The organism is Streptomyces sp. NPDC086554 (assembly GCF_040686095.1).
GTDB lineage: Bacteria > Actinomycetota > Actinomycetes > Streptomycetales > Streptomycetaceae > Streptomyces.
The window spans coordinates 1-15,578 of the sequence record NZ_JBFBJK010000033.1 but is presented as its reverse complement, the minus strand read 5'-3'; the positions used below and the strand labels follow the sequence as shown (position 1 = coordinate 15,578).

Sequence of the window (15,578 nt, the reverse complement as noted above, 5' to 3'; positions counted from 1 at the left end):
CCACCCATGGCCGACGCCGAAGCCACCACCGGCAAGGTGACCTTTGTCGGGGCAGGGCCCGGCGCCGCCGACCTGCTCACGTTCCGTGCCGCACGGGCCATCGCGGACGCCGATGTCGTCATCTGGGCGGCCAGCCTGGTGCAGGCGGAGGTCCTGGAGCACGCGCGCGAGGGCGCCGAGATCCTCGACTCGGCGACGATGTCCCTCGAAGACGTCGTCGCCGTGTACGAGCGGGCCGCCGCCGAAGGATTGAAGGTGGCCCGTATCCACTCCGGCGACCCTGCCCTGTGGGGCGGCACGCAGGAGCAGGTCGACCGGTGCGCCGGGCTCGGCGTGGCGACGGAGATCGTGCCGGGCGTCTCGTCGTTCTCGGCGGTCGCGGCGATCGCGCAGCGCGAGCTGACGATCCCCGAGGTCGCGCAGTCCGTGATCCTCACCCGGCTCGGCGGCGGCAAGACGCCGATGCCGCCCGGCGAGGAGGTGCGGGAGTTCGCGCGGCACGGCACGACGATGGCGCTGTTCCTCTCGGCGGCACGCAGCGGCCAGCTGGTGCGTGAGCTCCTGGAGGGCGGCTACCCGACGACCACGCCCGTCGTCATCGCGTACCAGGCGACGTGGCCCGAGGAGTTGGTGCTCAACTGCACCATCGAGACCCTTGAGGAGACCGTCAAGGAACACCGCCTGTGGAAGCACACGCTGTTCCTGGTCGGCCCGGCCCTCGCCGCGCACGGCACCCGCTCGCACCTCTACCACCCGGGCCACTTCCACGGCTTCCGCAAGGCCGACCCCGAGGCGCGGGCCGCTCTGCGCGCGGAGAGGGCGAAATCGTGATCACCGTCGTCGGTACGGGGACGGGGGCGCCGCTCGACGCCGCCGCGCTTGATGCGGTGCGTGCGGCGGGGCTCGTCGTGGGCGCCCGGCGGCACATCGAGTCCGCGGGGCTGCCGCCGGGGACGGCCCGGGTGGTGATGGGGCCGCTCGCCCCCGCCCTCGACGCCATCGAGAAGCAGCTGGCGAAGGCCGACGGGGCGACGGAGGGCAGCGGCGTCGTGGTGCTCGCCTCCGGGGACCCCGGGTTCTTCGGGATCGTGCGGGCGCTCGCCGAGCGGTTCGGCCCCGCCGAGCTCGCCATCCGGCCCGGCGTCTCGTCCGTCGCGACCGCCTTCGCGCGGATCGGGCTCCCGTGGGACGACGCGGTCGTGGTGAGCGCGCACGGGCGCGATCTGCGCACCGCGGCGAACGCCTGCCGCGCACACCCCAAGGTGGCCATCCTGACCGGCCCCGGCAGCGGCCCCGCCGAGCTCGGCGCCGAGCTGGTACGGCGCGCCGACGCCCGCACCCTCGTCGTGGCGAGCGCCCTGGGCGACCCGGAGCACGAGCGCGTCGAACGGGTCACGCCGACCGAGGCCGCGGCCCGCGACTGGGGGCCCTCGGTGAGCGTCGTGCTCTGCCTGAACGAAGAGCGCGCTCTTGCACCGCTGCGCACCGTCGCAGGCCCCCGGCAGGGGCCGTCCCAATGGGCCCTGGACGAGGACGAGTTCACCCACCGCGACTCGATGATCAGCAAGTTCGAGGTGCGCGCGCTCGCCCTCGCCCGGCTCGGACCGCGCCTCGGCGACCTGGTGTGGGACATCGGCGCGGGCTCCGGCTCGGTCGCCGTGGAGTGCGCGCGGTTCGGCGCGGCCGTCGTGGCCGTGGAGAAGACCGCCGACGGCATCGAGCGCATCCGCGCCAACGCCGCGGCGCACGGCGTCGACGTGCGGGCTGTGCACGGTGCGGCGCCCACCGTGCTCTCCGATCTCGCGGACCCGGACGCGGTGTTCATCGGCGGCGGCGGGCGCGAGCTGCCCGCCATCGTGACGGCGTGCGCACGGCGGGCCCGGCGGTCCGTCGTCGTCGCCATGGCGGCGCTCGACCGGGTGCCCGCGGTGCGGGCCGCGCTGAGCGGTGCCGGGTTCGACTGCGACGGCGTACTGCTGCAGTCGTCGCGTCTTGCGCCGCTGCCGGGTGAGGTGTCGCGGCTCGCGGCGACCAATCCGGTCTTTCTGGTGTGGGGCACCCGCCCCTCATCTCCGCTGTCTGAAGGAGTAGTTCAGTGATCGGCCTGATCTCCGCCACGGCGGCGGGCGGCGCGGCACGCGACCGTCTCGCCGCGGCGTGGCCCTCGCGGACGCGGGTGTACGAGGGGCCCGTGCGGGGCGCCGTGGAGCGGGCCTTCGCGGAGTGCGAGCAGGTGGTGTGCTTTCTCGCCGCGGGCGCCGTGGTTCGGCTCTGCGCGCCGCTGCTCCAGGGCAAGGATGTCGACCCCGGGGTCGTGTGCGTCGATGAGGCCGGGCGTTTTGCTGTTGCCCTGCTGGGCGGGCATGAGGGGGGTGCGAATGCCCTTGCCCACGAGGTGGGGGATGTTCTGGGGGCCTTGCCTGTTGTGACCACGGCCACCGACGCGGTGGATGTGCCGGGTCTCGACATGCTGGGGCTGCCGGTCGAGGGGGATGTCGCGGGGGTCACCCGGAGCATTCTGGACGGGGAACCCGTCGCCCTGGACGCGGAGTTGAACTATCCGTTGCCGGCGCTGCCTCCCAACGTCACACGGGAGCAGCGGGAGCAGCGGGAGCTGCCTGCCGTCCGGATCACCGACCGGGTACTCGAACTCGCCGAGGGCGAAGTCGTGTTGCGGCCGCCCTCCCTCGTCGTGGGCGTCGGCGCCAGCAAGGGCGCGCCCGCCGAAGAAGTCCTCGGGCTCATCCAGGACACCCTGCGGGACGCGGGGCTCTCCCCCGCCTCCGTCGCCTCACTGGCCACCGTCGACGCGAAGGCCGATGAACCCGGCATCGTCGAGGCCGCCGCGCGGCTCGGCGTGCCGGTCGTGACGTACGCGGCCGACGAGCTGGCCGCGGTCGACGTGCCGAACCCCTCCGACGCGCCGCTCGCCGCCGTCGGTACGCCCTCCGTCGCGGAGGCCGCCGCGCTGCGCGGTGGCGGTGAACTCCTCGTGCCCAAGCGGAAGTCGGCGCCCGAGGGCCGTGCGCCCATGGCCACCTGCGCCGTCGTGCGGCGGGCGCCGCGCGGGCGGCTCGCGGTCGTCGGACTCGGTCCCGGCGCGCGGGATCTGCTGACGCCGCGCGCCCGCGAAGAGCTGCGCAGGGCCTCGGTCCTGGTCGGTCTCGACCAGTACGTCGACCAGATCCGGGACCTCCTTCGCCCCGGCACGAAGGTCATCGAGTCGGGCCTCGGCGCCGAGGAGGAGCGGGCGCGTACCGCTGTCGCGGAGGCGCAGAAGGGGCAGGCTGTCGCGCTGATCGGTTCGGGCGACGCGGGCGTGTACGCCATGGCATCGCCCGCCCTCGCCGAGGCGAGCGACGACATCGACGTCATCGGCGTACCCGGTGTGACGGCCGCGCTCGCGGCGGCGGCGATCCTTGGCGCACCGCTCGGCCACGACCACGTGTCCATCAGCCTCTCCGACCTGCACACGCCGTGGGAGGTCATCGAGCGCCGGGTGCGCGCGGCGGCCGAGGCGGACATCATCGTCACCTTCTACAACCCGCGCAGCCGGGGCCGCGACTGGCAACTGCCGAAGGCCCTGTCGATCCTCGCCGAGCACCGGGAGCCGACGACGCCGGTCGGTGTCGTACGCAACGCATCCCGCCCGGACGAGTCCGCACGCCTGAGCACGATCGGCGAACTCGACCCGGCGACGGTCGACATGATGACGGTCGTGACGGTCGGCAACACCGCGACCCGTGAGATCGCGGGCCGCATGGTGACACCGCGCGGCTACCGCTGGCAGCACACGGACCCTTCGGAGGTGTCCAAGTGACCCGTGTCGTCCACCCCATCGAGCAGGAGTCGTTCCGGCGGCTCAGGGCCCGCCTCGACACCTCGCACTTCGCGCCGCTGACCCGGGCGGTCGTGGAACGGGTCATCCACTCCGCCGCCGACCTGGAGTACGCGACGGACCTCGTCACCGACGAGGACACCCTCGTGGCGGCCCACGCGGCGCTGCACGCGGGCGCGCCCGTCGTCGCCGACGTGGAGATGGTCGCGGCGGGCATCACGAAGCGCGAGACGGTCTGCCGTCTCAAGGACGCCAAGTCGTCGTCCGGGCTTACCCGTTCGGCCCACGCGATCCGTCTCGCGTACGAGCAGGTGGGCCCCGGAGCGATCTGGGTGATCGGCTGCGCGCCGACCGCCCTGGAGGAGCTGCTCGTGCTCGACGCGGCGCCCGCCCTGGTGATCGGCCTGCCCGTCGGCTTCGTCGGCGCCGCCGAGTCCAAGGCAGCGCTGCGCGAGAGCGGCCTTCCCGCCGTCAGCAACGTGTCGGAGAAGGGCGGTTCGGCGGTGGCGGCGGCCGCGCTGAACGCGCTCCTGTACCACCCCGCGCCGTCGCCGAAGTCGAAGTCGAAGTCGAGGTCGGCGTCGAACGAAACACCCGCAACAACCAAGGAGTCCCAGTGACCACCCCGCCCGCACTGCTCATCGCCGGCCACGGCACCCGCGACGAGGCCGGGGCCGCAGCGTTCCGGGACTTCGTGCAGGAACTCGCCCGCCGCAACCCCGAACTCCCGGTCGCCGGCGGCTTCATCGAGCTGTCGCCGCCGCCGCTGGGCGACGCGGTCACCGACCTGGTGGAGCGGGGCGTCAAACGCTTCGCCGCCGTCCCGCTGATGCTGGTGTCGGCCGGGCACGCCAAGGGTGACATCCCCGCGGCGCTCACCCGCGAGAAGGAGCGCCACCCCGGCATCTCCTACACGTACGGCCGCCCGCTCGGCCCGCACCCCTCGCTCCTGAAGGTCCTGGAGCGCCGCCTGGACGAGGCGCTCGGCGGCGCGGCGCGCACGCCCGAGGACCGCGCGGACGTGACGGTGCTGCTTGTCGGCCGCGGTTCGACCGATCCGGACGCCAACGCCGAGGTGCACAAGGCGGCGCGGCTGCTGTGGGAGGGGCGCGGTTACGCGGGCGTGGAGACGGCGTTCGTGTCGCTCGCGGCGCCGGACGTGCCGTCGGGCCTCGACCGCTGCGTACGCCTGGGTGCGAAGCGGGTCGTGGTCCTCCCCTACTTCCTCTTCACCGGCATCCTGCCGGACCGGGTCCGTCAGCAGACGGACGGCTGGGCGGCGGCACACCCCGAGATCGAGGTGCGCTCGGCGGATGTGATCGGCCCCGAGGAGGAGTTGCTCGACCTCGTCATGGAGCGCTACCGGGAGGCGGTGCAGGGCGATCTGCGGATGAACTGCGACTCCTGCGTCTACCGCATCGCGCTGCCCGGCTTCGAGGACAAGGTGGGTCTGCCGCAGCAGCCGCACTTCCACCCGGACGACGACGGGGACCACGGGCACGGGCACGGCCATGGGCACGGACACGGTCACCACCACGGATCCCATGCGCACTCCCACTGAGACCGGGTACGACGGCGAAGAGACCGGGTACGACGGCGAACCGGACCTGCGGCATCACGGGGATGCCGAGGTCCGGGGCGCCGTCGGCCTCACCGATCTGGCGGTCAACGTCCGCGCGAACACCCCGCCCGACTGGCTGAAGCGGCACATCGCCGCCTCGCTCGACGGCCTGGCCGCGTATCCGGACGGCCGGGCGGCGCGGGCCGCGGTGGCGGCGCGGCACGGCGTCCCGCCGGACCGGGTGCTCCTCACATCGGGCGCGGCGGAGGCGTTCGTGCTGCTCGCCCGGGCCCTGAAGATCCGTCAGCCGGTGGTCGTGCACCCGCAGTTCACCGAACCCGAGGCCGCGCTGCGGGATGCGGGGCATGTGGTGGGTCGGGTGCTGCTGCGGGAGTCCGAAGGGTTCCGGCTGACCCCGGCCGCGGTGCCGGAGTCGGCCGATCTGGTGGTGATCGGCAACCCGACCAACCCGACGTCGGTGCTGCACCCGGCCGCATCCATCGCCGAACTCGCCCGCCCTGGGCGGGTGTTGGTGGTGGACGAGGCGTTCATGGACGCGGTGCCGGGCGAGCGGGAAGCCTTGGCGGGCCGCACGGACGTGCCGGGCCTGGTGGTCCTGCGAAGCCTCACCAAGACGTGGGGCCTCGCGGGCCTGCGGATCGGTTACGTCCTCGCCGACCCGGAGACGATCGAGGCCCTGTCCGGGGCGCAGCCGCTGTGGCCCGTCTCCTCCCCCGCGCTGGCGGCGGCGGAGGCGTGTGTGCGGCCTCGGGCGCTGGCGGAGGCGCTGGTGGCGGCGGAACAGATCGCCACGGACCGCGCCCATCTCCTGGCCGGCCTCGCGGAGTTCGCCCCCGCGGGGATCCGGGTGCCCCCTGCGGCGGAGGCCCCCTTCATCCTCCTGAGGGCCCCGGAGGCCCTCCCCCTCCGCGAACGCCTGCGGGAACGGGGCTTCGCCGTGCGGCGGGGCGATACGTTCCCCGGCCTGGGCCCGGAGTGGCTGCGGGTCGCGGTCCGCGACCGGGAGACGACGGATCGGTTCCTGGGGGCGCTGGGGGCGATGCTGTAGGTGGCAGCGGGGCAGGGTGGGCACCCCCCTTCCCGATTACCCCGCAGTTGCCCGCCACCCATTCGGTGGTCTTCGAGCCCGGCGAAGCCAGAAGATTTCGGGAAGGGGCGCCCGCGCGCGGAGCGCCCTCATGGACACAGCGGGGAAGAGAAGGCGCCGTCCACCAGCACCGGCACCACCCTCGACGCATCCCGTTCCACCGCCACCGCCACATCCCCGGCGAAGCCGCCCGCCGCCAGCTCCCGCCCCGACGCACACTCCGCCACCGCCACCGCGACGTCCCCGCACGACGCATACCCGCCCGCCGCCACCTCCGCCTCCGGCGACAGCCGCCCCCCGCCCAGAGCGGAGATCACCGCCCCCGCCCCCAGCGCGTCCTCCAGCGCGGGCCGCAGGCTCCCGTCCTCCCACCGCTCACCGGAGGCGACCACCGCGACCGGCCGGTCAGTGGTACCGAAGCCCTCCCGGGCCAGCCAACCGCCCACCGCCGCCGCGTTCCTGAGGCATCCGGCGACCACCACCCCGCCCGCCTCCGACGCCGCCGCCGCGATCGCGGACCCATTGGGCGAGGGCAGCACCAGGCGGGACGCGAAGGGTGCCCGGCGCAGCGCGGCGGGGGAGAGCGACCACGGCGTATCGGGCGTCACCGCGCGCCGTCCCACCGCAAGCACGGCGCCCCGGTCCGCCGCGTACACCACCGCGCTCTCGTCCCGCCACGCGTACGGGAAGACCTGTGTCCCGGCGTCCACCGCGACCGACACCGCGGTCGTGAACGACAGCACGTCCACTACGACCAGGCACGCCACATCCCCGCCCGCCATCAGTCGCCGCGCCCCTTCGGGCCCCCACTCGAACCGCACCCCGTACCCGGCCTGGGTCCACCAGTCGGCGGTGATCAGGGCGACATTGCGGGGCATACGACTCCTCCGGCTGCGAGTTGACCGCACGCGTGACGCGACAGGCTGCTGGCTCGGCTATCGCCCGGAGTGCCCGCTCGCGAGGCGCCACTCGCGGTTGAGGGTACCCAGCGGGATGCGGCGCTCGATGACCGGCGTACCGAACAGGGAGAGCTGGAAGTGGAGTTGGCCGCTCAGGTCGAAGCCGCCGTACAGCGCCCAGGCGCCGGTTGCCGAGGTCTTGCCGTCGCTGGACGCGGTCGCCTCGGCGTCGGCCTCGCCGCGTAGATACGGGGCGAAGTCGGCGGTGACACCCACGGCCCCGTACAGGCCGACGGAGGCCTCCGCGCCGAGAGCGCCCTTGACGCGCCCGGCGGCGGTGACGCTCGCGTTCACCGGGGTGCTGTGCACGGCCGACGTACTGACCGGGGCCCAGCCCTTGCCCGAGGCGTAACTGCCGCCGACCCGGAAGTCGCCCTTGACGTCCTGCTGGACGTCGAGCGTGACGTGGCCGTCGGCCTCCACCTGGATGTAGCACGTCAGGTCGAGGTTGACGACGACGGGCACCGGGCCGACCTGGATGACGGGGGTGCTGTGCAGTTTGGCGAACGGGATCCGCTTGGGCTCCCCGGTGCTCGCGGCGGCGCGGCCCTTGAGCGCCCACTGCGAGGACCAGTCACCGCTCATGCCGAGGAAGGCGGAGCTCGGAGCGAAGCCGCCGTCCTTGTTGCCCTCGTAGGAGAACTCCACCTCGGGGGCGAGCTGGACGAAGCCGGAGACGGAGGCACCGGCCGATGCGGGGGCATCCTTGGCGGTATCCACCGAGGCGTTCACGTCGAGCCGCAGATTACCGAGGGGGAGCTTTGCGCCCTTGGGCCCGAAACGCACGCCCTGGCTCTTTGCCCAGGAGAAGCTGACGCCCTTGACCAGAGGCTCGACCGTGACCGACGACGGGTCGACCGGGACCTTGCCATCGGCCTTGTCGTCCTGGAGGACGGAGGCCAGCGTCGTGGAGGCCGTCTTCACCTCGGTGCCGCGGTCGGTCTTCCCCACGACCTCGGTGACCTTGGCGAGCAGGCCGTTGGGAGCGCCGTGCGCCGGCGCGCTGGCGATGATGTCGCCGACGGCGACGGGCTTGTCAGGCGCGGGGGAATGGCCCGGCGTGGCGGTGTGCCGCTGCGGGGCCGTGGATATGACGGCCCGTTGGCTCGTCTTGTCGTACGAGGCCACCTTCAGCGAGGACTTCTGGGGACGGCCCTTGCCGGTGCGGGCGCGGGCCACGGCGGTCGGCGCGGGCGACGCCTGCGGCGCGGCGCCCACGTCGAGCCGCCGGGTGCCGTCAGCCGTCGGCGTGGTGGTGGTGCTGCTGCTTTCGGGCTCGGCTGCATTCGTGTCCGGCGTCGAGGAACAGCCGGTGGCGGCGAGTGCGAGGGCGGTCAGGCCGGGGAGCAGGAGGCGTCTGGAGAGCGTGCGCACGTAGGTGTGACCTTTGGATTTGGGGGGTGGGGGCGTTACCTGCGGGTAACGCGAAAGCGGATCATGCCATGTGCGCACGCCGGCAGTCACCTTGAGAGTGCCCCAACTCGCCTGCGGTGCAAGCTAGTTGAAGATTCACTTACGAGGGTGATGTGGCACCGGCTGGTTCCGCCGCCTGTAGCACTTCAGCGCAGGCCGAATTTCACGTGAGGCCACAGGGAAAGTTCGGCACGTACTGCATCCCCGACGGGAAGACGGACGCGCCCCTCGGCGGCATCTTCCTCAACATGCCCAACCCCAGGCAGCGCATCGGCGGCGTGGGCTACCGGGTCCTTCCCGAGGCGTGCACGAGGCGTCCTGCCATATCGCGGTGCGCTGCGACTGCGCGGTCGAGGGCACCCAGCCGCTGAGAAGTCCCGTTCAGGGGGATTCTGCCCTCATCCATGGGGCAGAGGATGTCAACCCACCACCCTCCCGTTCAGCACAACCCTCCGCGGCGCCCCCAACACCCGCACGTCCTCCCGTGGATCCCCCTCGTAGACCACGAGGTCCGCGGGGGCGCCCTCCACGAGCCCGGGGCGCCCCAGCCAGGCCCTCGCCCCCCACGTCGTCGCCGACAACGCGTCCACCGCCGGGATGCCCGCGAGCCTCAGCTCGGCCACCTCCGCGGCCACGAGGCCGTGTGCGAGGGAGCCACCGGCGTCCGTGCCCGCGTACACGGGGATCCCGGCGTCGTACGCCGCCCGCACCGTGTCGTAGCGGCGCTCGTACAGCCGCCGCATGTGCTGCGACCAGCGCGGGAACTTCGACTCGCCGCCGTCCGCGAGCTGCGGGAACGTCGCGATGTTCACCAGCGTGGGGACGATCGCCACGCCCTTCTCCGCGAACAGCGGGATCGTGTCCTCGGTCAGGCCCGTCGCGTGCTCGATGCAGTCGATGCCCGCCTCCACCAGGTCCCGCAGGGAATCCTCGGCGAAGCAGTGGGCCGTCACCCGCGCCCCGAGCCGGTGGGCCTCGGCGATCGCCGCCTCCACCTCCGCCCGCGGCCAGCACGCCGTCAGGTCCCCCGCCTCGCGGTCGATCCAGTCGCCGACCAGTTTGACCCAGCCGTCGCCGCGGCGGGCCTCCTGGGCGACGTACGCCACGAGGTCGGACGGCTCGATCTCGTGGGCGTAGTTACGGATGTAGCGGCGCGTGCGCGCGATGTGACGGCCCGCCCGGATGATCTTCGGGAGGTCCTCGCGGTCGTCGATCCAGCGGGTGTCGGACGGGGAGCCCGCGTCGCGGATGAGGAGAGCGCCGATCTCGCGGTCCGTCAGCGCCTGCTTCTCCGCCACCTCCGGTTCCACCGGGCCGTGCGCGTCGAGGCCCACGTGGCAGTGCGCGTCGACCAGGCCGGGGAGGACCCAGCCCTCCACCGTGGTGGTGGGCGCCGCCGGGCGGTCGTACGTCACCCTGCCCCCCACGACCCACAGCTCGTCCCGGACCTCGTCCGGGCCGACGAGCACCCGCCCCTTCACGTGCAGCACCGTGTGATCGCTCATGTACAGCAGCTTAGGAGCCTGTCGGTACGCTCGGTCCGGCAGCCCGAACGAACTCGTGAGCGAAGTGAGCAGCGAAGTGAGCAGCACTGTGACGACGCACCCATTCCTTGACCTGGCCCCCTTGAGCGCCCGGCACTTCGCCTCCATCGAGGAGCGCGTCGCCGGTCTCCTCTCCACCTCGCAGGACGTCGTGATCATGCAGGGCGAGGCGCTGCTGCCCCTGGAGGGCTGCATCCGGGGCGCGGCTCAGCCGGGTACGACCGCGCTGAACATCATCACCGGGCCGTACGGGCAGACCTTCGGGAACTGGCTGCGGGACTGCGGGGCGACGGTCGTCGATCTCGCCGTTCCGTTCCACACCGCCGTGACGGCGGAGCAGGTCCGTGAGGCGCTCGCCGCGCACCCCGAGATCGACTTCGTCTCACTCGTGCACGCGGAGGCCGCGACGGGCAACACCAATCCCGTCGCCGCGATCGGTGAGGTCGTACGCGAGCACGGCGCTCTCTTCATGCTCGACGCCGTCGCATCGGTGGCTGCCGAGCCGCTGCTTCCGGATGCGTGGGGCGTGGACCTGTGCGTGATCGGCGCGCAGAAGGCGATGGGCGGCCCCGCGGGCGTCTCGGCGGTCTCCGTGAGCGAGCGCGCCTGGACGCGGCTCGCGGCCAATCCTCGGGCGCCGCGCCGCTCGTATCTCTCCCTCCTGGACTGGAAGGAGCGCTGGATCGACGGCGGCAGGAAGGCGCTCCTTCACGCGCCCGCCCAGTTGGAGATGCTCGCCCTCGAGGCGTGCGTGGAGCGGATCGAGGCGGAGGGGCTCGACGCCCTGATGGCGCGGCATGCCACCGCTGCGGCCGCCACGCGCGCCGGTGCGCTGGCGCTTGGTGGGGGCCTGGAGCCTTATGTTTACGAGGCCCAGGACTCGGCCCCGGTCGCCACCACCCTGCGTGCACCCTCCGGTATCGACGCGGCGGAGCTCGTCGCCAAGGCGCTCGCGGCGGATCCGGTGCTTCCACTGGTCGCGGGCGGCGGCGCGCTCGCCAAGGAAATGATCCGGGTCAATCACTACGGCCCGGACGCGACCCGTGGCGTCGTGCACGCGTCGCTGGCGGCGCTGGGCGCGGCCATGAGCGAGGCAGGCCTCGCCGTCGACCTGGAAGCGGCCCGCCGCGCGGTGACGGCCGCCTGGGGCTGAGCCGACCCACAGCAGAGGCAGCGGGCAACAGCCGGGCGCAACGCGGCACGACGAGTACGTCGATCTCCTCGGGGAGGGGGGTCGACGTAGCGTCCGCACCGTAAATACTCTACGTAAATTCACGGACGCATTCTCACCCGCGCCTCACCCGCTTCTCATCGCTTCTTTAACCGCTTTATCAGCGCAGCTTCCCGTATTCTTCTGCCCGCTTTCCCGGGACCTAAACACCAAGATTTCGACAGCGCCAACCGCCGTAATTCGGGCACGTCTCGTCGGAGTTACGCGTCTGTGACGTACTCCACATCGAGTCCGGTATAGACCTTTCATCCCGCTCAAAATGGGCGAAAACGCCGGAGCTTCCTGCGGGCGCGCACCCCCGCGTGATAACACATGACGCGCTCTCGCGTAACCCCTCCTCGCGATGCAATCCAAGAAATTGCTCGGTAAATTCAATACGCATGACCGCTGCACAAGCCGATCTACCGACCGACCTGCAAGCGAATTCCCTGAAAATGCCCGAGGGGTTGCGGCTCGACACCCCCGCCGTCGCCGACGGCGCCGCGATCTGGCGGATCGCCCGCGACTCGAAGGTGCTCGACCTCAACTCCTCGTACAGCTATCTGCTGTGGTGTCGTGACTTCGCGGCCACCTCCGTCGTGGCCAGAGACGCCGACGGACAGCTCGCGGGGTTCATCACCGGCTACATCCGGCCCGAGCGGCCGCGCACCCTGGTGGTCTGGCAAGTCGCTGTCGACCACGCGCACCGTGGCCGAGGTCTCGCCGGTGCGCTGCTCGACGGGCTGACCACGAAGGTCGCCGCCGACCGCGAGCTGGTCTCGGTCGAGACGACCATCACGCCGGACAACACCGCGTCCGAGCGGCTCTTCACCTCGTACGCGCAGCGCCACGGCGCGTCCGTCGAGCGCACGGTGCTCTTCGACGCGGGGCTCTTCCCCGACGGCGGCCACGAGCCGGAGGTCCTGTTCCTCATCGAGCCGATACCGCCGATCGCGCCCGCCTCGCCGACGCCACGCGGCTGACCACCGGGTCGCCCGCGTCCCCCCTCGCTTTCAGTCAACTCCCCCCACCTCCCACGCCTTTCCATCTCCCAGGAGATCTGCTGTGACCATCACCCAGCCCGACCTGAGCGTCTTCGAGACCCTGGAGTCGGAGGTGCGCAGCTACTGCCGCGGTTGGCCCACTGTCTTCGACCGTGCGCAGGGCAGCCGCATGTTCGACGAGGACGGCCACTCGTACCTCGACTTCTTCGCCGGGGCCGGCTCGCTCAACTACGGCCACAACAACCCCGTCCTCAAACGCGCCCTCATCGACTACCTGGAGCGCGACGGCGTCGTCCACGGTCTCGACATGTCGACGACCGCCAAGCGCGCGTTCCTCGAGTCGTTCCAGAACATCATCCTGCGCCCGCGTGACCTGCCCTACAAGGTCATGTTCCCGGGCCCGACGGGCACCAACGCCGTCGAGTCCGCGCTGAAGCTGGCCCGCAAGGTGAAGGGGCGTGAGTCGATCGTCTCGTTCACCAACGCCTTCCACGGAATGTCGCTCGGCTCGCTCGCCGTAACCGGCAACGCCTTCAAGCGGGCCGGCGCCGGCATCCCGCTCGTGCACGGCACGCCGATGCCGTTCGACAACTACCTCGACGGCCAGACCCCCGACTTCATCTGGTTCGAGCGGCTCCTGGAGGACCAGGGCTCCGGCCTCAACCAGCCCGCCGCCGTGATCGTCGAGACGGTGCAGGGCGAGGGCGGCATCAACGTCGCCCGCGCCGAGTGGCTGCGCAAGCTCGCCGAGGTCTGCGAGCGCTGGGACATGCTCCTGATCGTCGACGACATCCAGATGGGCTGCGGCCGCACCGGTGCCTTCTTCTCCTTCGAGGAGGCGGGCATCGTGCCGGACATCGTGACGGTGTCCAAGTCCATCAGCGGCTACGGCATGCCGATGGCGCTGACCCTGTTCAAGCCCGAGCTCGACGTCTGGGAGCCGGGCGAGCACAACGGCACCTTCCGCGGCAACAACCCGGCGTTCGTCACGGCTGCCGCCACGCTGGAGACGTACTGGACCGACGGCCCGGCGATGGAGAAGCAGACCCGCGCCAAGGGTGAGCAGATCGAGGAGGCGTTCGCCGCCATCGTCGAGGAGAACCCCGGCGCGATCAAGGAGTACCGCGGCCGCGGCCTGGTCTGGGGCATGGAGTTCCTCGACAAGGAGCGCGCGGGCGCCATCGCCAAGCGGGCCTTCGAACTCGGCCTGCTCATCGAGACGTCGGGCCCCGAGGGCGAGGTCGTCAAGCTCCTTCCGGCGCTGACGATCACCGCCGACGAGCTGGACGAGGGCCTTCGCACGCTCGCCCGCGCGGTGCGCGAGACCGCCTGAGCGGTGCGCCGGGCCGCCCCGTCGCGGCCCGGCCGCCCGCGTCTTCACCCCCGTAAGAGAAAAGGAACCAACTCACCGTGATCGTCCGTTCGTTCAAGGACATTGAAGGCACCGACCGGCACGTCAAGGCCAAGTCGGGCACGTGGGAGAGCAAGCGCATCGTCCTCGCCAAGGAGCGGGTCGGCTTCTCCCTCCACGAGACCATCCTGTACGCGGGTACGGAGACGTCGATGTGGTACGCCAACCACATCGAGGCCGTCGTGTGCACGAAGGGCGAGGCCGAGCTGACCGACGACACGACCGGCGAGAAGTACACGATCACGCCGGGGACCATGTACCTGTTGGACGGGCACGAGAAGCACACCATGCGGATCAAGGAAGACTTCCACTGCCTGTGTGTCTTCAACCCGCCCGTCACGGGTCGTGAGGACCACGACGAGAACGGCGTGTACCCGCTGCTGACCGAGCCGGAGCCGGACGCGGTCTGAGCAGCCCCCAGAACTCCCCCGCCGCCCTCCTTCCTCTGGGCGGCGGGGGTGTACATCCCGGAAAGGGCCGTACGAGAGGAGAGGCAGGCAACACCATGACCACCGCACCCGAACGCACCGCCGATCTGTACCCGACCCGAGGCGCCGAAGAGGTCCTCATAGAGCGCAAGGACCCCGTCGTGTGGTCCGAGCCGGGTGCACCGGGGCCCATCGCGGCCGACGATCTGGCGGGGTTCGAACGGGACGGTTTCCTGGCGATCGACCAGCTCATCACCCCCGAAGAGGTGAGCGTCTACCACGCAGAGCTGGAACGGTTGATCGGTGATCCCGCGATGCGGGAGAACGAGCGCTCCATCGTGGAGCCCCGTTCCCAGGAGATCCGGTCCATCTTCGAGGTGCACAAGATCAGCGAGCTGTTCGCGAAGCTCGCCGCCGACCCGCGGGTGGTGGGCCGGGCCCGGCAGATCCTGGGTTCCGATGTCTACGTCCACCAGTCCCGGATCAATGTGAAGCCGGGATTCGGAGCGTCCGGCTTCTACTGGCACTCGGACTTCGAGACCTGGCACGCGGAGGACGGGCTCGCGAACATGCGGACCGTCTCGGTCTCGATCGCGCTCACCAAGAATCACGACACCAACGGCGGCCTCATGATCATGCCGGGGTCGCACAAGACGTTCCTCGGCTGTGCGGGCGCCACACCGAAGGACAACTACAAGCGGTCCCTGCAGATGCAGGACGCGGGCATTCCCTCGAACGGGACGCTGACCAGCCTCGCCTCGGACTACGGCATCCGGCTCTTCACCGGTGAGGCGGGCTCCGCGACCTGGTTCGACTGCAATGCCATGCACGGCTCGGGGGACAACATCACGCCGTTCCCGCGCAGCAACGTCTTCATCGTGTTCAACAGTGTGGAGAACACCGCGGTGGAGCCGTTCGCGGCGCCGATCCGGCGGCCCGAGTACATCGGGGCCCGGGACTTCACTCCGGTGAAGTAACCCGCCATACAAATGAGTTGAGGCGGGCCCGCCCCCGGCGGGGCGCCGGGGCCCCCCCGCGGGCCCCCCCGTAAAACCCCGGGGGAGGCGGGTAGGCCGAATACCGGGCCCCCCAGAAACAGTCC

The 15,578-nt window shown here is 71.5% G+C and carries 14 protein-coding genes; 11 read left to right on the top strand and 3 right to left on the bottom strand.

The annotated features are described in order from the left end of the window. The first annotated feature begins 6 nt into the window (after positions 1-6). Genes cobM through cobC form a run of 6 tightly spaced genes read left to right on the top strand, consistent with a single transcriptional unit; the run spans position 7 to position 6,468 of the window. Complete coding sequence (gene cobM, locus AB0O76_RS37785) at positions 7-831, top strand: precorrin-4 C(11)-methyltransferase (protein ID WP_365501185.1); 825 nt, start codon at positions 7-9, stop codon at positions 829-831. Continuing rightward, positions 828-2,099, top strand: coding sequence for a precorrin-6y C5,15-methyltransferase (decarboxylating) subunit CbiE (gene cbiE / locus AB0O76_RS37780; protein WP_365501183.1), 1,272 nt, complete (start codon positions 828-830; stop codon positions 2,097-2,099). The genes cobM and cbiE overlap by 4 nt, the downstream gene beginning before the upstream one ends. Further along, entirely contained in the window at positions 2,096-3,820 is a 1,725-nt protein-coding gene (gene cobJ, locus AB0O76_RS37775) for a precorrin-3B C(17)-methyltransferase (RefSeq protein ID WP_365501181.1), read from the top strand. The genes cbiE and cobJ overlap by 4 nt, the downstream gene beginning before the upstream one ends. Next, on the top strand, positions 3,817-4,458 hold the full coding sequence (locus tag AB0O76_RS37770) for a precorrin-8X methylmutase (RefSeq protein WP_365501179.1): 642 nt from the start codon (positions 3,817-3,819) through the stop codon (positions 4,456-4,458). Before cobJ ends, AB0O76_RS37770 begins: the two co-directional genes overlap by 4 nt. After that, on the top strand, positions 4,455-5,399 hold the full coding sequence (locus tag AB0O76_RS37765) for a sirohydrochlorin chelatase (RefSeq protein ID WP_365501177.1): 945 nt from the start codon (positions 4,455-4,457) through the stop codon (positions 5,397-5,399). The genes AB0O76_RS37770 and AB0O76_RS37765 overlap by 4 nt, the downstream gene beginning before the upstream one ends. Next, positions 5,383-6,468, top strand: coding sequence for an Rv2231c family pyridoxal phosphate-dependent protein CobC (gene cobC, locus AB0O76_RS37760; protein ID WP_365501176.1), 1,086 nt, complete (start codon positions 5,383-5,385; stop codon positions 6,466-6,468). The genes AB0O76_RS37765 and cobC overlap by 17 nt, the downstream gene beginning before the upstream one ends. A 128-nt stretch (positions 6,469-6,596) precedes the next feature. Here cobC and AB0O76_RS37755 read toward each other — a convergent pair whose 3' ends face one another. From AB0O76_RS37755 to AB0O76_RS37745, 3 genes are all read right to left on the bottom strand, one after another. Further along, positions 6,597-7,385: a 2-phosphosulfolactate phosphatase gene (locus AB0O76_RS37755; RefSeq protein ID WP_365501174.1), complete on the bottom strand. Its 789-nt coding sequence runs from the start codon at positions 7,383-7,385 to the stop codon at positions 6,597-6,599. 57 nt (positions 7,386-7,442) lie between these two features. Then, positions 7,443-8,840 (bottom strand): hypothetical protein, encoded by a 1,398-nt coding sequence (locus tag AB0O76_RS37750; protein WP_365501172.1) that lies wholly within the window; start codon positions 8,838-8,840, stop codon positions 7,443-7,445. A gap of 458 nt (positions 8,841-9,298) precedes the next feature. Next, positions 9,299-10,384 carry an amidohydrolase family protein gene (locus AB0O76_RS37745; RefSeq protein WP_365501170.1) on the bottom strand — a complete coding sequence of 362 codons (1,086 nt, stop codon included), beginning with the start codon at positions 10,382-10,384 and terminating at the stop codon, positions 9,299-9,301. 76 nt (positions 10,385-10,460) lie between these two features. Here AB0O76_RS37745 and AB0O76_RS37740 point away from each other — a divergent pair, with 76 nt between their 5' ends. The 5 genes from AB0O76_RS37740 to thpD all read left to right on the top strand — a co-directional run bounded on the left by AB0O76_RS37740 (position 10,461) and on the right by thpD (position 15,453). Beyond that, positions 10,461-11,576: an aminotransferase class V-fold PLP-dependent enzyme gene (locus AB0O76_RS37740; RefSeq protein WP_365501168.1), complete on the top strand. Its 1,116-nt coding sequence runs from the start codon at positions 10,461-10,463 to the stop codon at positions 11,574-11,576. 458 nt (positions 11,577-12,034) lie between these two features. Next, a complete protein-coding gene (ectA, locus tag AB0O76_RS37735) occupies positions 12,035-12,616 on the top strand; it encodes a diaminobutyrate acetyltransferase (RefSeq protein WP_365501166.1) in 582 nt (193 codons plus the stop codon). Positions 12,617-12,698: 82 nt separating this feature from the next. Continuing rightward, on the top strand, positions 12,699-13,970 hold the full coding sequence (gene ectB / locus AB0O76_RS37730; protein ID WP_365501164.1) for a diaminobutyrate--2-oxoglutarate transaminase: 1,272 nt from the start codon (positions 12,699-12,701) through the stop codon (positions 13,968-13,970). Between the two features lie 77 nt (positions 13,971-14,047). Next, the gene (locus tag AB0O76_RS37725; RefSeq protein ID WP_365501162.1) at positions 14,048-14,458 is read left to right on the top strand and encodes an ectoine synthase; all 411 of its coding nucleotides are present in this window, start codon (positions 14,048-14,050) and stop codon (positions 14,456-14,458) included. Positions 14,459-14,553: 95 nt separating this feature from the next. Then, on the top strand, positions 14,554-15,453 hold the full coding sequence (thpD, locus tag AB0O76_RS37720) for an ectoine hydroxylase (protein WP_360763733.1): 900 nt from the start codon (positions 14,554-14,556) through the stop codon (positions 15,451-15,453). Positions 15,454-15,578: the final 125 nt, after the last annotated feature.